At 53.8% G+C, this 18911-nt stretch carries 16 protein-coding genes; 10 read left to right on the plus strand and 6 right to left on the minus strand.

Features of this window, described 5'->3' with window-relative positions:
* Positions 1-46: 46 nt before the first annotated feature.
* Both pyrD and zapC read left to right on the plus strand, forming a co-directional pair.
* On the plus strand, positions 47-1057 hold the full coding sequence (pyrD, locus tag L3069_RS07565) for a quinone-dependent dihydroorotate dehydrogenase (RefSeq protein ID WP_015570907.1): 1011 nt from the start codon (positions 47-49) through the stop codon (positions 1055-1057).
* Positions 1058-1223: 166 nt separating this feature from the next.
* Positions 1224-1766 carry a cell division protein ZapC gene (gene zapC / locus L3069_RS07570; protein WP_023299740.1) on the plus strand — a complete coding sequence of 181 codons (543 nt, stop codon included), beginning with the start codon at positions 1224-1226 and terminating at the stop codon, positions 1764-1766.
* Here the strand turns inward: zapC and L3069_RS07575 are convergent.
* Positions 1763-2872 (minus strand): YcbX family protein, encoded by a 1110-nt coding sequence (locus tag L3069_RS07575; RefSeq protein ID WP_236901909.1) that lies wholly within the window; start codon positions 2870-2872, stop codon positions 1763-1765. The two genes, zapC and L3069_RS07575, sit on opposite strands and share 4 nt — an antisense overlap.
* A 98-nt stretch (positions 2873-2970) precedes the next feature.
* Here L3069_RS07575 and rlmKL point away from each other — a divergent pair, with 98 nt between their 5' ends.
* The 6 genes from rlmKL to rmf all read left to right on the plus strand — a co-directional run bounded on the left by rlmKL (position 2971) and on the right by rmf (position 10896).
* Entirely contained in the window at positions 2971-5079 is a 2109-nt protein-coding gene (gene rlmKL, locus L3069_RS07580) for a bifunctional 23S rRNA (guanine(2069)-N(7))-methyltransferase RlmK/23S rRNA (guanine(2445)-N(2))-methyltransferase RlmL (protein ID WP_032671569.1), read from the plus strand.
* 12 nt (positions 5080-5091) lie between these two features.
* Entirely contained in the window at positions 5092-6999 is a 1908-nt protein-coding gene (locus L3069_RS07585; protein WP_038415789.1) for an ABC transporter ATP-binding protein, read from the plus strand.
* A gap of 13 nt (positions 7000-7012) precedes the next feature.
* Positions 7013-8266 carry a membrane integrity-associated transporter subunit PqiA gene (gene pqiA, locus L3069_RS07590; protein WP_022647652.1) on the plus strand — a complete coding sequence of 418 codons (1254 nt, stop codon included), beginning with the start codon at positions 7013-7015 and terminating at the stop codon, positions 8264-8266.
* Positions 8267-8270: 4 nt separating this feature from the next.
* On the plus strand, positions 8271-9911 hold the full coding sequence (gene pqiB / locus L3069_RS07595; protein ID WP_022647653.1) for an intermembrane transport protein PqiB: 1641 nt from the start codon (positions 8271-8273) through the stop codon (positions 9909-9911).
* A complete protein-coding gene (gene pqiC / locus L3069_RS07600) occupies positions 9908-10474 on the plus strand; it encodes a membrane integrity-associated transporter subunit PqiC (RefSeq protein WP_022647654.1) in 567 nt (188 codons plus the stop codon). The genes pqiB and pqiC overlap by 4 nt, the downstream gene beginning before the upstream one ends.
* Before the next feature lie 254 nt (positions 10475-10728).
* Positions 10729-10896, plus strand: coding sequence for a ribosome modulation factor (gene rmf, locus L3069_RS07605; protein ID WP_003858162.1), 168 nt, complete (start codon positions 10729-10731; stop codon positions 10894-10896).
* 71 nt (positions 10897-10967) lie between these two features.
* Here rmf and fabA read toward each other — a convergent pair whose 3' ends face one another.
* Positions 10968-11486 carry a bifunctional 3-hydroxydecanoyl-ACP dehydratase/trans-2-decenoyl-ACP isomerase gene (fabA, locus tag L3069_RS07610; RefSeq protein ID WP_000227926.1) on the minus strand — a complete coding sequence of 173 codons (519 nt, stop codon included), beginning with the start codon at positions 11484-11486 and terminating at the stop codon, positions 10968-10970.
* A gap of 68 nt (positions 11487-11554) precedes the next feature.
* Positions 11555-13315, minus strand: coding sequence for a Lon protease family protein (locus tag L3069_RS07615; RefSeq protein ID WP_023305819.1), 1761 nt, complete (start codon positions 13313-13315; stop codon positions 11555-11557).
* A 186-nt stretch (positions 13316-13501) separates the two neighbouring features.
* On the opposite strand from L3069_RS07615, the gene matP reads away from it, so the two are divergent.
* Positions 13502-13954, plus strand: coding sequence for a macrodomain Ter protein MatP (gene matP / locus L3069_RS07620; protein ID WP_006809347.1), 453 nt, complete (start codon positions 13502-13504; stop codon positions 13952-13954).
* A gap of 65 nt (positions 13955-14019) precedes the next feature.
* On the opposite strand, the gene ompA is transcribed toward matP, so the two are convergent.
* Together ompA and sulA are read right to left on the minus strand one after the other, a co-directional pair.
* A complete protein-coding gene (ompA, locus tag L3069_RS07625; RefSeq protein WP_017694761.1) occupies positions 14020-15072 on the minus strand; it encodes a porin OmpA in 1053 nt (350 codons plus the stop codon).
* Positions 15073-15428: 356 nt separating this feature from the next.
* A complete protein-coding gene (gene sulA / locus L3069_RS07630; RefSeq protein WP_032610196.1) occupies positions 15429-15938 on the minus strand; it encodes an SOS-induced cell division inhibitor SulA in 510 nt (169 codons plus the stop codon).
* Between the two features lie 217 nt (positions 15939-16155).
* On the opposite strand from sulA, the gene L3069_RS07635 reads away from it, so the two are divergent.
* Positions 16156-16782: a TfoX/Sxy family DNA transformation protein gene (locus tag L3069_RS07635; protein ID WP_023299743.1), complete on the plus strand. Its 627-nt coding sequence runs from the start codon at positions 16156-16158 to the stop codon at positions 16780-16782.
* Here L3069_RS07635 and yccS read toward each other — a convergent pair.
* Complete coding sequence (yccS, locus tag L3069_RS07640; protein WP_022647659.1) at positions 16739-18901, minus strand: YccS family putative transporter; 2163 nt, start codon at positions 18899-18901, stop codon at positions 16739-16741. The genes L3069_RS07635 and yccS overlap by 44 nt on opposite strands.
* Between the last annotated feature and the right edge of the window lie 10 nt (positions 18902-18911).

The raw sequence follows: 18911 nt of genomic DNA on the forward strand, positions 1-18911 counted from the left end.
CACATAATCCCCTCCCGGTTTGCACACCGGGAATCCAGGAGAGTTCATGTACTACCCCTTCGTTCGTAAAGCCCTTTTCCAGCTCGATCCTGAGCGCGCTCATGAATTTACATTTCAGCAGTTACGTCGTATTACAGGAACGCCTCTGGCCGCGCTGGTGCGTCAAAACGTGCCGGAAAAACCTGTCCAATGCATGGGCCTGACGTTCAAAAATCCACTGGGCCTTGCGGCCGGTCTGGACAAAAATGGCGAATGCATTGATGCACTCGGCGCGATGGGTTTTGGCTCGATCGAAATCGGGACAGTGACGCCGCGTCCGCAGCCGGGAAATGACAAGCCACGTCTGTTCCGCCTGGTTGAAGCCGAGGGGCTGATCAACCGCATGGGCTTTAATAACCTTGGCGTCGATCATCTGGTTGAGAACGTTAAGAAAGCCCATTTTGATGGTGTGCTGGGTATTAATATTGGCAAAAATAAAGACACGCCAGTCGAGCAGGGTAAAGATGACTATCTGATTTGTATGGAAAAAGTCTATGCCTATGCCGGTTATATCGCGGTGAATATATCCTCGCCTAACACCCCAGGGCTGCGTTCATTACAATATGGCGAAGCGCTTGACGATCTTCTTAGCGCCATTAAAAATAAACAAACGGCACTACAGGCGATCCACCATAAATATGTTCCGGTCGCGGTTAAGATCGCCCCGGATCTTTCGGCAGAGGAATTGATCCAGGTTGCCGACAGTTTAGTTCGCCATAATATTGATGGTGTGATTGCGACCAATACAACGCTCGATCGCTCCCTCGTCCAGGGAATGAAAAACTGTGACGAAGCGGGTGGATTAAGTGGCCGTCCGGTACAATTAAAAAGCACCGAAATTATTCGCGCACTCTCCGCGGAATTAAAAGGCCAGCTGCCGATTATTGGCGTGGGTGGCATTGACTCCGTCATCGCTGCACGTGAGAAGATGGCGGCAGGGGCTTCACTGGTGCAAATTTATTCCGGCTTTATTTTTAAAGGGCCGCCATTGATTAAAGAAATTGTCACGCATATCTAATCTTTTCTCTTAATCAGACAACCAGGGCTTTATTTCCAGCCCTGGTTGTTTTATATTCCGTCATTGTTGCTTATTTAGACATTATAGTCTTTTATTACTAGTGTTATAAGCGAAGCGGCAAACAGGACATTTTTAGTACAGGACGTTTTGGGGACGGGAGAGAAACATGCGAATTAAACCTGACGATAACTGGCGCTGGTATTTTTGTGACGAGCATGACCGTATGATGCTCGACTTAGCCAATGGCATGTTGTTTCGCTCTCGTTTTGCGCGCCGAATGTTAACGCCAGACGCGTTTGCTCCCTCAGGCTTTTGCGTTGACGACGCTGCACTCTATTTCTCTTTTGAAGAAAAATGCCGCGACTTCAATCTCTCCAAAGAACAGCGCGCTGAACTGGTACTAAATGCGCTGGTGGCGATCCGTTTCCTGAAACCACAAATGCCGAAAAGCTGGCATTTCCTCGCGCACGGTATGAGCTGGACCCCGGCTATCGGCGATGCGGCCAGCGTCAATCTGAGCGATACCGAAGAAGAGGTGAATTTGCTGGTGGTTGAACCCGGTGAAAACGCTGCGCTCTGTTTGCTGGCCCAACCCGGCGTGACCATTGCCGGGCGAGTCATGCAGTTAGGTGATGCCATCAAAGTGATGAATGACAGGCTGAAGCCTCAGCTGCGCGTCGATTCCTTCAGCCTCGAACAGGCGGTTTAAGCTTCCAGCTGTACGGATGTTTTCGGTACACAGCTACAGCACAGGATCGTGCCGTCACTGCCAATCGCAGATTTCTTCAGGGCACTCACTTCACCATCGACCAGTTTAATGCGACAGCATCCGCAAATCCCCGCGCGACAGGAATAAGGTACGCGGATACCCGCCTGCTCCAGCTGTTCCAGTAGCACCTGCTGATTGTTACCACGAATAACTTTGCCTTCCCAGTGAATATCCACCGCGGAAGCGACGTTGGTGACAACGTCAACCATTTCTTCTTCCTGGCCTGCGCCGTACACTCTTGCAGGCCCGCGGGTAAGAATTTCGACCTCATCGCCCACGCGGATTACGCCGCTGGAGCGGGGGATCAGGTTCTGGCCGAAGTCGACATCACCGTTATCCTGCGCGGTACGAAATGATTGCAAGGTTTTCAGAGGTTCGCCGGAAGGGTGTTTCTGGCCTTTCTCCAGGCTGACGGTGGTAAAAATACAGCGGCTGCACGGCTTCACGACATCAAAGATAACGCTGCCGATGCGGATCACTTTCCAGGTATCTTCATCCCAGGCATCCGCTCCGGTCACCACCAGATTCGGGCGAAACTGCTCCATCTGCACGCTGGCTTTGCAACGGGTTTGTAAATCACGCAGCGAGGCCTCGCTGGTCTGCAGGAAGGGAAAACCATCCGCAAAGGAGAGGGGAACCGCGTCGTGGCGTTTCACGCGACGAGTCAGCGCAGGCCCAACCCAGCGCAGCTGAACGTCACGTGAGAAAAAGCCGCTCAGCCACTGGTTAATGTTATCCGGCGCGATACGCGCGGTAAAATGATTGCCCCACACTTCCGTTGGCGCTTCAACCGGCGCAAAATCAGCAAAGCGGATCAAGACGCTTGAACCGTCTGGCGCGGTCAAATGCAATCCGTCATGAAGCGGGGAAGGCGTAAAGCGAACCATCTGCGGGAACTGACGTGCGGTGATGAACGTACCGTCAGGCTCGGTGATCATAAAAATACGATCGAAGGCGAATCCGCTCATATCGGCCAGCGCGTGCGTCACGCCGATACCACGCATGGATTTCACCGGATGAATAAAAAGCCTGGATAACGTCGCCACTGCACACTCCCGCTAAATAAAATAAGCCTTCAACTTTATGACATACACGCCATATTAGCTATAATGCGCGACAATTTTCTATGAGTAAAAGTGACGATATGAATTCTCTGTTTGCCAGTACGGCCCGTGGGCTGGAAGAGCTGTTAAAAACTGAACTGGAAACCCTGGGCGCGAAAGAGTGCCAGGTGGTTCAGGGTGGTGTCCATTTTGAGGGCGACACGCGGCTTATTTACCAGAGCCTGATGTGGAGCCGTCTGGCGTCGCGCATCATGCTGCCGATGAAAGAGTGCAAGGTCTACAGCGATCTTGATCTCTACACCGGTGTACAGATGATCGACTGGACAGAGATCTTCACCCCGGACGCTACCTTTGCGGTGCATTTCAACGGCGTAAACGATGAGATCCGCAACAGCCAGTACGGTGCCCTGCGCGTCAAAGACGCCATTGTGGACTGCTTCACGCGTCGTAATAAAGAACGTCCGAACGTTGATCGTGAAAACCCGGATCTGCGTATCAACGTCTGGCTGAACGGCGATACTGCCAGTATTTCCCTGGATCTGAGCGGCGCAGGCCTGCATCTGCGCGGCTATCGCGATCGCACCGGCATGGCCCCAATCAAAGAGACACTGGCCGCCGCTATCGTGATGCGCTCCGGCTGGCAGCCGGGTACGCCGCTGCTCGATCCAATGTGCGGTTCCGGTACGCTGCTGATTGAAGCCGCGATGCTGGCCACCGACCGCGCGCCAGGGCTGCATCGTGGACAGTGGGGCTTCAAAGGCTGGGCGCAGCACGATGAAGCCCTCTGGAAAGAGGTCAAAGACGACGCGCAGACCCGTGCCCGTAAAGGGCTGGCGGAGTACACCTCTCACTTTTACGGTTCGGACAACGACCCACGGGTGATTGAACGCGCGCGCAGCAACGCCCGTCGTGCCGGTATCGGTGAGCTGGTGACCTTCGACGTCAAAGATGTGGCGAACCTGACCAATCCGCTGCCAAAAGGCCCGTACGGTACGGTGATCAGCAACCCGCCGTATGGTGAGCGTCTTGGCAGCGAGCCAGCGCTGATTGCGCTACACAGCCTGCTGGGCCGCAACATGAAAGCGCATTTCGGCGGCTGGAACCTCTCCCTGTTTAGCGCCTCGCCGGAGCTGCTGAGCTGCCTGCAATTACGTGCCGATCGCCAGTTCAAGGCGAAAAACGGCCCGCTGGACTGCGTGCAGAAAAACTACCATCTGGCAGAGATAGCAGCGGACAGCAAACCGTCTGGCGTGGCGGAAGATTATGCCAACCGCCTGCGCAAAAACCTGAAGAAATTTGAGAAGTGGGCGAAGCAGGAAGGCATCGAATGTTATCGCCTTTACGACGCTGACCTGCCGGAATACAACGTGGCGGTTGACCGCTATGCAGACTGGGTGGTGGTTCAGGAATACGCCCCGCCGAAAACCATTGATGCGCAAAAAGCGCGTCAGCGTATGCTGGATGTGATTGCGGCCACCATCGCCGTACTCGGCATTTCGCCAAACAAGCTGGTGCTGAAAACCCGTGAGCGTCAGAAAGGCAAAAACCAGTATCAGAAGATGGGCGAGAAGGGCGACTTCATCGAAGTGGGCGAATATAATGCGCGCCTGTGGGTTAACCTGACCGATTACCTTGATACCGGTCTGTTCCTCGATCACCGCATCGCCCGCCGCATGCTGGGACAGATGAGCAAGGGCAAAGACTTCCTGAACCTGTTCTCCTATACCGGCAGCGCCAGCGTTCATGCAGGGCTTGGTGGGGCGCGTAGTACCACCACGGTCGATATGTCCCGTACTTATCTGGAGTGGGCAGAGCGCAACCTGCGTCTTAACGGCTTAACCGGTCGTCAGCATCGCCTGTTACAGGCCGACGTGCTGGGCTGGCTGCGCGATACCGACGAGCAGTTTGATCTGATCTTTATCGATCCGCCGACCTTCTCTAACTCCAAGCGTATGGAGGATAGCTTTGACGTTCAACGCGATCACCTGCGCCTGATGACCGACCTGAAGCGTCTGCTGCGTAAAGGCGGCACCATTATGTTCTCGAATAACAAGCGCGGATTCCGCATGGATCACGACGGCCTGGCCGAACTGGGACTGAAAGCACAAGAAATCAGCCAAAAAACGCTGTCTCAGGACTTTGCCCGTAACCGTCAAATCCACAACTGCTGGCTGATCTCCGCGGTCTGAAAGGAAAAATAAATGTCTTTAATTAGTATGCACGGCGCGTGGCTCTCTTTCAGCGACTCACCGCTTCTCGATAATGCAGAGCTGCATATCGAAGATAACGAGCGCGTCTGTCTGGTCGGCCGTAACGGCGCAGGTAAATCGACGCTGATGAAAATCCTCAACCGTGAGCAGGGGCTGGACGACGGCCGTATTGTTTACGAGCAGGATCTGGTCGTCTCTCGTCTGCAACAGGATCCGCCGCGTAACGTTACCGGCAGCGTGTACGATTTTGTGGCCGAAGGAATTTCAGAGCAGGCGGAATACCTCAAGCGCTACCACGAGATTTCGCATCTGGTCATGACCGACCCGAGCGACAAAAATCTCAACGAGCTGGCAAAAGTGCAGGAGATGCTCGATCACCACGGCCTGTGGCAGCTGGAAAACCGCATTAACGAAGTGCTGGCTCAGCTTGGCCTGGAAGCGGATATGGAGCTGTCGGCGCTCTCCGGCGGCTGGCTGCGTAAAGCCGCGCTGGGCCGTGCCCTGGTGAGCGGGCCCAGGGTACTGCTGCTGGACGAACCAACGAACCACCTGGATATCGAAGCGATTGACTGGCTGGAAGGGTTCCTGAAAATCTTTAACGGCACCATTATCTTCATCTCCCACGACCGTTCGTTCATCCGCAACATGGCCACGCGCATAGTCGACCTCGACCGCGGCAAGCTGGTGACCTATCCGGGCGATTACGATACCTATCTGCTGGAGAAAGAAGAGAACCTGCGCGTGGAAGAGCTGCAAAATGCCGAGTTCGACCGCAAGCTGGCGCAGGAAGAGGTATGGATCCGTCAGGGCATCAAGGCGCGTCGTACCCGTAATGAAGGCCGCGTTCGCGCCCTGAAGGCGATGCGCCGCGAACGTAGCGAACGCCGTGAAGTCATGGGTAGCGCCAAAATGCAGGTGGAAGAGGCGTCCCGCTCGGGCAAGATTGTCTTCGAAATGGAGAACGTGAATTATTCGGTTGACGGCAAAGTGCTGGTGAACGATTTCTCCGCACAGGTTCAGCGTGGCGACAAAATTGCGCTTATTGGTCCAAACGGCTGCGGCAAAACCACGCTGTTGAAACTGATGCTGGGCCAGTTGCAGGCAGACAGCGGTCGTATTCACTGTGGTACCAAGCTGGAAGTAGCGTACTTTGACCAGCATCGCGCAGAGCTGGATCCGGACCGTACGGTGATGGACAACCTCGCAGAGGGTAAACAGGAGGTGATGGTTAACGGCAAGCCGCGTCACGTGCTGGGCTACCTTCAGGACTTCCTGTTCCACCCGAAACGCGCCCTGACGCCTGTGCGCGCGCTGTCCGGCGGTGAGCGTAACCGTCTTTTACTGGCGCGCCTGTTCCTGAAACCCAGTAACTTACTGATTCTCGATGAACCGACGAACGATCTGGATGTCGAAACGCTGGAACTGCTGGAAGAGTTGATTGATGGCTATCAGGGAACCGTGATGCTGGTCAGCCACGATCGTCAATTTGTCGATAACACCGTGACCGAGTGCTGGATCTTCGAAGGCGAAGGACGCATCGGTCAATATGTGGGCGGCTATCATGACGCGCGTGGACAGCAATCGCAGTCGCTGGCGCAAAAACAGGCGAAGACCAAAAATGTCGCTGAACCTGTTGTTGTGAAAGCAGAAACTGTCAAAAAGTCTCCTGCTAAAATGAGCTATAACTTGCAGCGCGAGCTGGAAGGACTGCCGCAGCGTCTGGAAGAGCTGGAAGCGGCACTGGAAGCACTGCAAATTCAGGTCGCTGATGCGTCATTCTTTACGCAGCCTCACGACTATACTCAGAAAGTATTGGCTGAACTCTCCCAGGCCGAGCAGGCGCTGGAAGAGGCATTTGAGCGCTGGGAGTACCTTGAGTCTCTGAAAAACGGCGCATAAACAGGGATAATCTATGTGTGACCAGCACCATGCCGATCGGCATATTTTATGCTCGCAATGCGATATGCTCGTGGCGTTGCCAGAGCTTGGTCACGGACATAAGGCTGCCTGCCCGCGCTGCGGAGCTACGCTGACGACCGAGTGGGACGCGCCAAGGCAGCGTCCTACGGCTTACGCACTGGCAGCCCTGTTCATGTTACTGCTCTCCAATCTCTTCCCTTTCATCTCTATGAAAGTGGGTGGGATGGTAAGCCAGGTGGAGTTACTGGAAATTCCAGGCGTGATGTTCTCGGAAGATTACGCCAGCCTTGGCACCTTCTTTCTTCTGTTCGTGCAGATAGTCCCGGCTTTTTGCCTGGTCGTCATTCTGCTATTGGTCAATCGCGTCAGGATGCCCACCGCCCTTAAAATCAAACTCGCGCGGATCCTGTTCCAGCTGAAAAGCTGGGGGATGGCGGAAATTTTTCTGGCGGGTATCCTGGTCAGCTTCGTGAAGCTGATGGCCTACGGCGATGTGGGGATTGGCAGCAGCTTTATTCCGTGGTGTCTGTATTGCGTGCTGCAACTGCGCGCTTTCCAGTGCGTGGACCGACGCTGGACCTGGGACGATATTGCCCCGGCACCGACGCTCTCGCAGACAGTAAAGGTGGGCGTACCGGGTATCCGTCAGGGGCTTCGCTCCTGCTCCTGCTGCACCGCCGTGCTGCCCGCGGATGTCGAGGTGTGTCCCCGCTGTGAAACAAAAGGTCACGTCCGACGCAAAAATAGCCTGCAATGGACCATGGCGCTGCTGGTGACCTCTGTCATGCTTTATCTGCCCGCCAATATTTTGCCGATCATGATCACCGATCTGCTCGGCGACAGAATGCCCTCGACCATCCTTGCCGGGGTGATTTTGCTGTGGAGCGAAGGATCATACCCTGTTGCAGGCGTCATATTTCTCGCCAGCATTATGGTTCCGACCTTAAAGATGATTGCCATTGCCTGGCTTTGCTGGGATGCAAAAGGGCACGGTAAGCGTGACAGTGAGCGCATGCATCTGATTTATGAGGTCGTGGAATTTGTTGGCCGCTGGTCGATGATTGACGTGTTCGTGATTGCGGTTCTCTCAGCGCTGGTGCGTATGGGTGGGCTGATGAGTATTTATCCCGCTATGGGAGCGCTGATGTTTGCTTTGGTCGTCATTATGACCATGTTTGCGGCCATGACCTTCGACCCTCGTTTATCGTGGGATCGTGAGCCCGATTCAAGCCATGAGGAAGAGTAAGAGCATGGAAAATAAGAGTGGAGAGGCTAAAGTGCAGAAGGTCAGAAACTGGTCGCCGGTGTGGATTTTCCCCATCGTGACCGCGCTGATCGGTGCATGGATCCTGTTTTATCATTACAGCCATCAGGGACCGGAAGTCACGCTAATTACCACCAATGCAGAGGGAATTGAGGGCGGAAAAACCACCATCAAGAGCCGCAGCGTGGATGTGGGTGTCGTGGAAAGCGCGACCCTGACGGATGATTTAACCCATGTTGAAATTAAGGCCCGCCTGAATGCTGGCATGGAAAAACTGCTCCATGAAGATTCCGTTTTTTGGGTGGTGAAACCGCAGGTCGGAAGAGAAGGGATCAGCGGCTTAGGGACGCTATTGTCAGGGGCTTACATTGAACTCCAGCCCGGCAATAAAGGCGCCCAGCCAGCAAACTATCAGTTGCTGGATTCACCGCCGCTTGCGCCACCGGATGCAAAAGGGATCCGCGTCATTCTGGACAGCAAAAAAGCGGGCCAGCTCTCGCCGGGCGATCCGGTGCTGTTCCGTGGGTATCGTGTCGGTTCGGTTGAAACGAGCACCTTCGATCCGCAAAAACGGACCATCAGCTATCAGCTATTTATCAATGCGCCTAATGACCGACTGGTGACCAGTAACGTTCGTTTCTGGAAAGACAGTGGGATCGCTGTGGATCTCACCTCTGCGGGGATGCGCGTTGAGATGGGTTCACTCACCACGCTGTTTGGTGGGGGCGTCAGTTTTGACGTGCCGGAAGGTATAGATCTGGGACAACCGGTGGCGGAAAAAACCGCCTTCAGATTGTTTGACGATCAAAAAAGCATTCAGGATGCGCTCTATACCGATCACATCGATTATCTGATGTTCTTTAAGGACTCTGTACGCGGCTTGCAGCCAGGAGCGCCAGTTGAGTTCCGCGGTATCCGACTGGGTACAGTGGGGCAAGTGCCTTACTTTGTTCCGGGACTCAAGCAAATGCTTGATGATGATTATCGTATTCCGGTGCTGATACGCATTGAGCCTGAGCGTTTAATTAACCAGATTGGTGAGGATCAGGATATTGGGGAGCATATCAGCGACCTGATGAATCGCGGTCTGCGTGGCTCGCTGAAAACCGGCAACCTGGTGACAGGGGCGTTGTATGTCGATATGGACTTCTATCCAAAAGCGCCACCTATGACGGGAGTCCGTGAATTTGGCGGCTACAAAATCATTCCTACGGTCAGCAGTGGCCTGGCGCAGATCCAACAGCGTCTGATGGAAACGCTGGATAAGATCAACAATCTGCCGCTGAATCCAATGCTTGAGGCTGCGACGGGATCACTGCATCAGAGCCAGGCGACGATGCAACGTCTGCAAACCACCCTGGATAATATCAACAAGATCACGGCCAACCAGTCCATGCAGCAGCTGCCGCAGGATATGCAGAAAACGTTGCGTGAACTGAATCGCAGTATGCAGGGCTTCCAGCCGGGCTCAGCGGCCTACAACAAGATGGTGGCGGATATGCAACGTCTTGATCAGGTTTTACGCGAGCTACAGCCCGTTCTGAAAACGCTCAATGAAAAGAGCAACGCGCTGGTGTTTGAAGCGAAAGATAAAAAGGATCCTGAGCCTAAGAGGGCGAAACAATGAAAAAATGGCTAATCATCGCAGGCGCACTGGTATTAACGGCCTGTAGCTCTGGAAGCGATAACAAAAGCTACTACCAGCTGCCGTTAAGCGCGCAGTCGGGGGCGCAGAGCAGCGCCTCGCAGGGCAGCCGTCTGCTGTGGGTTGAGCAGGTTGCCGTGCCAGATTACCTGGCGGGCAACGGGGTGGTCTACCAGACCAGCGATGTGCAGTATGTAATCGCCAACAATAACCTGTGGGCCAGCCCGCTGGATCAGCAGCTACGCAATACGCTGGTGGCGAATCTGAGCAGCCAGCTCCCCGGTTGGGTCGTTGCCTCGCAGCCTCTGGGAAGCGATCAGGACACTCTGAATGTTAACGTGACGGGATTCCATGGCCGCTATGATGGTGCCGTTGTTATCAGCGGGGAGTGGCTGCTGAATCACCAGGGTCAGCTGATTAAGCGTCCTTTCCATCTGGAACTCAAGCAGCAGAAAGATGGCTATGACGAAATGGTGAAAGTACTTGCGCAGGGATGGGCACAGGAGTCGGCTACTATAGCAAGAGAGATTTCCCGCCTGCCATAAGTAAAATTCATCGACGAAAGCCGCACTCAGCTTCTTGCTGATTGCGGCTTTTTTTTCGTTTTACGTTCAGGTTGTTACTTGTCCCGCATCACACTTTTTGTACAAACGATCTTCCATGTAGCTCACAAATATGACACCCGTATGAATTTTGAACGTTGACGCTGACGCAGATTCGGGGTATTCGTTAACTGTGCTTGCACATATTGCAACCACTGTTTTCTTTCCACCAGACAAAAGAATGAGGGAAACGAGGCATGAAGAGACAGAAACGAGATCGCCTGGAAAGGGCTCATCAACGTGGTTATCAGGCTGGCATCGCCGGACGTTCTAAAGAAATGTGTCCCTATCAGGCCCTGAATCAAAGGTCCCAATGGCTAGGGGGCTGGCGAGAAGCCATCGGAGACAGGGCAGTACTTGCTTGATACCGTCTCTTTAAAAAGAAACCTCCGCAATGCGGAGGTTTCGCCTTTCTGGAAGGGGCTAAAAGCCGTTATCAGAAAGCGGAGGTATCCTGGAACAGACCCACTTTCAGGTCGTTCGCGGTATAGATCAGACGACCATCAACCAGCACTTCACCGTCCGCCAGGCCCATAATCAGACGGCGGTTAACGATGCGTTTGAAATGGATACGGTAGGTGACTTTCTTCGCGGTAGGCAGAACCTGACCGGTGAATTTCACTTCGCCTACGCCCAGCGCACGGCCTTTGCCTTCACCGCCAAGCCAGCCCAGATAGAAGCCAACCAGCTGCCACATAGCATCGAGGCCCAGGCAGCCAGGCATTACCGGATCGCCAATAAAGTGGCAACCGAAGAACCACAGGTCCGGGTTGATATCGAGTTCTGCTTCTACGTAACCCTTATCAAAGTTGCCGCCGGTTTCGGTCATTTTCACGACACGGTCCATCATCAGCATATTTGGGGCTGGTAACTGCGGGCCTTTCGCGCCAAACAGTTCACCGCGACCAGAGGCAAGAAGGTCTTCTTTAGTATAGGATTCGCGTTTATCTACCATGTTCTCAGTAAGCCTTATTTTAGTGAAGGACGCAGGATAGCTAACACGTGTACGCTGAACAAGTCCGATCAGTTCGCACTAAACCAACTTAACCAGCGTAACGGCCACGGATAACGATGACGAGCATCCTGCTGTGTCGCCTGAGCTATACGTTCCTGAATGGTCTGCATCAGGGTTGTCTGGCCTTCGCCGTCCCAGACCAGGTTTGTCAGTAAGGGTAGTGCATCCTCAACCCCTTCGATGGCCCAGACAGTGAATTGTTCCTGCTCTACCGCATCCAGAATCGCCTGGCTCAGGCTCAAATGGCGAGCGTTAGGTGCCGGAATAATCACGCCCTGTTTGCCGTTTAAACCGCGCTGCTGGCAGATTGCGAAGAAGCCTTCGATTTTCTCATTCAGTCCGCCCACCGGTTGGGCACGGCCAAACTGATCCACGGACCCGGTAATCGCAATATTCTGGTTAATCGGCACGTCTGCAAGCGCGCTGATCACGGCGCACAGCTCTGCCATTGAGGCGCTGTCGCCGTCGACTTCACTGTAGGACTGCTCAAAGGTCAACGAGGCAGAGAAGGGGATCTGCTGCTCGAGCTGAAGTTCAGACATCAGGAATGCCTGCATGATCATCATGCCTTTGGCATGAATGTTTCCGCCCAGTTCGGCCTTGCGTTCGATATCGGTAAATTCGCCGTCACCAATGTGTACGACACAGCTGATACGGGAAGGCTCACCAAAGGCGCGTGGGTGCCCGGGGAACTCGATGACGGACAAGGCATTGATTTGCCCGATACGTTCGCCTTCGGTCTCCACCAGAATCTGTTCAAGCAGAATTTCATCCTGCATACGGTCAGCAAGATAGCCTTCGCGCCATTCACGCTGGGCCAGCATCTGGCTCAGTTGCTCACCGTTGAACGTACCGTTGCCGCTGATAACGCCCACTTCACGCAGCTGTTTGCCGATCCAGAGCGGACAGAGCGGCAGGGTTTCCTGATCGCCGGTGTAGCGTACGGCCTCTCGGATTAAGCCCGGCCACGCATCCTCGGCAGGTGAGGGCAGCGCGAAACGTTCCGCCACGGCCATAACCCACTGACACCACTGCGCCATGTCATCGGCATCTGCAATCTGAATATTGTCTTCAAATTCGCTGTAAACCGCCTGCTCCGCGAGTTCTGGCTCCATTTCCTGGAAGTCAGCCAGGGATTCACGGTCACCCGTCAGCACGACGGTCAGCGACAGCGGCATAGACGGAATGGAAACAGGCAGAGGACGTGACTCGTCGAAGCCTACCCAGTCAAAACGTTGCTGCGTCACCACCGTTTTCAGGCGCATCCACAGCAGCGGCTGCGCAAGCAGTGTGCGAAGGGAGATGAGCAATACGCCGCCATTCGCGCGGTGTACCAGCCCGGGTTGCAGTGAAACATCGCCATTGAACTGACGAAGGCAGCCGAACAACTGTTCTGCTTCCACCCAGTTGGCGGTGATCACCTCGCCTTTTGCAGCGAACAATCCATCTGCCTGCGTGGCAGGTTCGAATGTCACGTCGCGACCGGCAATATGATACTGACCACCAAAAACGGCATTCGTTTTTGGCTGCAACTGGCGCATGGCATCACCGAGAAGCGTCAGATACTCGGCTTCTTCCGGGGCTTTGAGCAGCATGAAAGGAGATGTAGCCCATGGGGATGACATCTGCTCCAGCGCGTAATGCAAACGCGGTTGTGTCTCGCTAAGTATGAATTTGTGTTCTTTTGTGAGGTCTGGCTGTGCAAACAGCTCCTGATAGCTCTCGGTATCCGGAACCAGGTCACGCCATGCAAGTTTCGTAATGGTCAAAGTTGATGTTTTTTAGTCAGAAGTAAAACCGTGGAGTATACCGTAAGCGGCGCACTCTGCCCAATCAGGATTCGGGTTTTCGTCATGCGGATCGCCTGCGACGTTTCACAGGATATGATTTCTTTTCAGCAGATTGCCAAAAAACTGATATTCTGAACAGAGTTACACGGTAACACTGAGATCGCAATGAAATATCAACAACTGGAAAACCTCGAAAGCGGCTGGAAATGGAAGTACCTGGTCAAAAAGCACCGTGAAGGGGAGCTGATCACCTGCTACATCGAAGCCAGCGCGGCACAAGAAGCTGTGGATATGTTGCTGACCCTCGAAAACGAACCGGTACAGGTCAACGGCTGGATTGAGAAACACATTAATCCGGCCTTGTTAAACCGGATGAAGCAAACTATCCGTGCTCGTCGTAAACGGCATTTCAATGCCGAGCATCAGCACACCCGTAAGAAATCCATCGACCTGGAATTCATGGTCTGGCAGCGTCTGGCTGGGCTTGCGCAACGGCGCGGGAAAACCCTGTCGGAAACGGTGGTGCAGCTGATTGAAGATGCCGAGCACAAAGAGAAGTATGCCAGCCAGATGTCGACGTTGAAAAACGATCTACAGGCACTGTTAGGTAAAAAATAAGCTTTTTACTTTTCTTCAGATAATAAAAAACCCCGCATGGCGGGGTTTTTTTATAAGACGATAACTTATGCCGCAGGCTGAGTTACAACGTCTTTGATACCTTTAACTTCGATCTCTACGCGACGATCTGGTGCCAGGCAGTCGATCAGTGCAGCGCGTGGTTTCACGTTGTCACAGGTAGAACCGGTAACTGGGTTAGATTCGCCCATACCACGTGGGGAGATCTTGTTAGCTGGGATACCTTTAGATACCAGGTAATCAACTACAGACTGAGCACGTTTCTCAGACAGACCCTGGTTGTAAGCGTCAGAACCGATACGGTCGGTGAAGCCCAGAACCACTACAGAACCGTCTTTAGGATCCAGGTTGCTCAGCTGGGTGTACAGCTGATCCAGTGCCTGCTGACCTTCTGGTTTCAGGGTAGCTTTGTTGAAGTTGAACAGAACGTCAGACTTCAGAGTGAAGTGCTTGGTCTGTACTTCTGGCGCTGGAGCCGGAGCTGGAGCTACGACTGGCGCATCTTCCTGCTGACCGAAACGGTAAGAAACACCAACGCTCAGCATGCCGTTGTCTGGACGAACACCAACGGTAGCACCGTCACCGATGTTGTTAACCCACTGGTATTCCAGACGGGTAGCGATGTCACGGGTCATTGCCCACTCAACGCCACCAGCGAATACTGGGGAAACACCAGTGTCGTGGTCGTCACCAGCGATGCTGTTGCTGGAGTCTGCACGCCATACCATGCCGCCCAGACGGGTGTACACGTCCAGATCGTCAGTTACTGGGTAACCCAGTTTAGCGGTCAGCTGTACGCCTTGAGCTTTGAAAGCGCCATTTACGTTGTCGCCTTTGTAAGGCATACGACCTAACCAGTCGTAACCCATTTCAAAGCCAACATACGGGTTAACCTGATAGCCACCGAACGCACCTGCACCCAGCTGGCTCTCGTGAGTAGGGCCATCGTTGTTCAGGCTGCTGTTGTACCAACCGGTGTCATGGAACTGAGACCAGCCCAGTTTACCACCTGCATACCAGGTATTATCTTTCGGAGCGGCCTGCGCTACGGTAGCGAAGCCAGCCAGTGCCACTGCAATCGCGATAGCTGTCTTTTTCATTTTTTGCGCCTCGTTATCATCCAAAATTTGCCATGAATATCTCCATCGGAGGAATCACGGTTAAATCCTTCACCGGGGGGCGTGGTCAAATATAAACCTACCGATATCTTCGGCTTAGGCCGAGCACCCCTGGCGATGTAAAGTCTACAACGTAGCTGAAAACTTACAAGTGTGAAGTCCGTCAGGCATATGAAAAAAAAAGTTCCGTATACCTAATATTTAACAATTTTTGAACGAATTTTGTGCAGTAAAATTAACGAGAACCGCGTCAGACAAGCCTTGCCGCAGTTTTGGCGCGTTGAACTTTTTTTGCATACTGCGGTCGAAAAAAATTCCAGGAAAACTCTTAAAATGACTCAATGGTACACATTTGAGTGAATTTTTAGCCCGGGATGTTGTCCTCTGCGATAGGAATCTCCACGAACTGGCCGCATGATGAAACCCATCGCGTTACCTTCTTCAGCCGCTTCAGTCAGACGCAAATGTTCCTCTTGCGACAGATCCTCAGGCAACCACCCAATCACGACGCTATAGTTCCCGGTACGTAATGCCCGGACCATCGACTCGACCGTATCGCAAGGGGAGAGTTGATTAATCTGCATCACCTTCGCTAACGGCAGGCCAGCCGACTGAACCCATTCGCGACTTAATTTTTGCTGTGGCGTCAGCCAGAGCTGCCAGCGAGACTGTTGCCCGAGCTGCTGCAAAAGCGGCAGGAGTAAGAGTTGTGTCAACAGCGGCTGGTCTTCACGGTAAACCACTTCACTGATAAGCCCTGTCGATTCACGCCCGATAGAATTCTGCGCAGCATTGCCTGCGGCAGAAGTAGAAGGTGTTAAGTGATTTGCATAGCCTGAAGTGTACATATTCATTCCAGCCCTGTAGTTACTGTATAGATATACAGTAACCCCTGTATGCATAAAGATCAACCTCATTTTCGGAAAGCGACTCGCAAATTTCATCCATTCCTGGTGAACCTGAAAAAATCATCTTGCCCAACGGCAATAAGTTGCCTATTTTCCTGCTAACGGATCCGTTAGTAAGAAATATCGTGGTTACTGTATGATTTTTAATGGAATTATCATGAAAAAGATATCTTATGATCGGATTTATCAATCTCAAGAATACCTCTCTCCGCTGGGCGAAATTCATCATCGCGCCCTGTTTGGCGGTTATACCCTGGCCGTGGATGAAGCGGTGTTCGCGATGGTGTCTGACGGTGAGCTTTACCTTCGCGCCTGTGAGCAAAGTGCAAAATACTGTGTAAAAAACGCGTCCTCTTTTCTGACCCTGATGAAACGAGGACGTCCTGTGCTGCTTAATTACTACCGTGTGGATGAAGGTCTGTGGCAAAACAGGGAAAAACTGCTTCAGCTCTCCTCGTTTGCGCTCGATGCCGCCAGGAAAGAGCGCTACCAGCGCCATCAGCGTAACCGGCTTAAAGATCTGCCGAACCTGACCTTTCAGATTGAGGTCCTGCTTATGGAGGCGGGCATTACCAATGAAGAGACGCTACGACAGTTGGGGGCGAAGACGAGCTGGCTGAAAATGCGCTCTAAGAATAAAGCGCTGAGTATCCGGGTATTGTTCGCGCTTGAAGGCGCGATTGAAGGGTTACATGAAGCGGCACTCCCGGCGGATATTCGCCGGGAGCTTACGGAGTGGTTTAATGCGCTGCCTGAGTCGCAGGGCCATCATTCCGCCAGGTAGCGATCTGCTGTCGCAGCCGACAAATTTCCGGCAGCAAAGCGATAAGCAGGCCAATTTGCTGAAGGACCAGCGGAGCTTTGTTGTCGGTGCCTGGATCAAGGTGTGCGATACGTTGCACCAGTTCATCCAGTGCCTGGTGAACCCGTGGCTCGTCCGCAGGTTGATGATGAAGCGCATCATCAACGTAGCAAACGGCATCGTCCAGCAGTGCCAGGATGCCCGGATTCGTCAGTTTCTCTCGGTGGGCGCCAAGGGTAGAGATATAGCTGGTGAACGTGTGGTTCAGACACAGCAGGCGGAAGGCTATCTCCCGGATTTCTGCCGTGGCGCGCGGCTCAGTTGACATATTCGAGACAACGGAAGCCAGCTCTGCGTCAGTGTTATGCGCATCGCGACGGGCAATCCGATAGGCCAGACGGTTATCGCGACCCTGATGGTATTGCTCAAGTATGGCGTCCAGATAGCGGCAGTTGGCGTTCATTGCTCTGTCGGACACGCGCGGTAAATTTCGGAAACGCCAGTCCGGCCAGATAAAGCTCACCGCCGCCCAGGCGATGGCGCAGCCGATAAGCGTGTCGATCACACGGGGGAGGGCCACTTCAAAGCCTTCACCCAGCAGATTGAAGCAGAGCAGAACCAGCAGCGTGATGAACATCGTGGCGTGGGCATACTGCACATTGCGGAAGGCGAAGAACAGTACCCCGGTAATCACAATCAGGATCAGTTGCCCTTCTACTGAAGGCACAAAATAGAGCACCGGCAGTCCGATGGCGACCCCGACTAATGTCCCGACAATACGCAGCGCGAGCCGATGGCGGGTAGCGTTATAGTTCGGCTGGCAGACAAACAGGCTGGTCAGCAGGATCCAGTAGCCGTGGTGCAATCCTGTTATCTGGATAAACGCGTAGCCGACGCACAGTACCAACGACATCCTTACCGCATGGCGAAAGAGGGCGGATTCCGGCGTAAAATGCCGGCTCAGGCGCAGCCATATATCGCTGAAACCGTTGAGACTGTCGTCGGCAAGCTGGTTGTCAGCGTCATTGCCCGGCATCGCCATCGCCTGTTCAGACTCAATGGTGGCGAGTTGAGCATCGATGGCTCTCAGGTTGTTGAGCAGGAATCCCAGGGCTTTGAACTGTTCCGGCGAAGTTCCACTGGCCTGAACGCGATCGAGCGCCGCATCCAGGTGGCTGAATGCGCGTTCAAAGCGAGGATCGTGCTGATAGGGCGTGCGCAGCAGTATTGAGCGCGCAAGTTGCTGGCAGGCCTGAGACTGCATCGACAGCAGACGCTGGAAACGGAACATCACGTCGCTGTAGCGAAATTTCTCGCGCAGGTCAGCGTATTGCACATGCGAGGAGCTGGCGCGCTCGTGAATATCCTGGGCAACAAAGTAGTAGTGCAGGGTGCGCCGGGTACCGCGCTGACCGCGATCGCCGCGCAGACGGGTGAGCAGAGACGCTTTGGTCTGATTCAGCGTGGCGACCAGTTGGCCATTTGCCAGCGCCAGATCGTACAAGGGCGCCTGGCTGTCCTCTTCGATATCCGGATCAAACAGCCGGGATTTCAGCTCCAGATAGTGGGCCAGCTGTTCGTAACTGCGGGCAATGTTGTCCTGTAAGGCACGAACCGGAAAAATAAGATGCCCGGTTAAGGTCAGCAGGTTATACCAGATAGCGCCCAATAGCAGCAGGACCGGTTGCTGATACCACTGATCGTAAAGAGAGACGCCCAGCATGGTGTAAATGGCAATCAGCAGGGCGCCAAACGCGATAGTGGCGTAGCGTTGCCCGAGGCCGCCGAGCAAAATGAAGCCGCTGGTGGACACCGTCAGCCCTAAGGCAAACAGCCAGGGCCACGGGAAAAGCAGCTCAACGGAGGCGGAAGCAATAAAGAAGCAGACCAGCGTGATGACCAGATTACGCAAACGACCGGCCAGGCGGTCGTCGAGATCCGCCAGCGCGCCGGCCACCACCCCAAGCGTGAGGGGGATGGTGAGTTTCACATCATTCAGCCACCACGGCAGAGCGACGGTGCCGCAGAGGGCGATAAATATCCTGACGTTATACAGCCAGTTACTGTTCCATGTATAGCGACGAAGCAGGGGGCTTAGCATGAGAGCGGCC

Source organism: Enterobacter cloacae complex sp. ECL411 (genome assembly GCF_021869665.1).
Taxonomy (GTDB): domain Bacteria; phylum Pseudomonadota; class Gammaproteobacteria; order Enterobacterales; family Enterobacteriaceae; genus Enterobacter; species Enterobacter intestinihominis.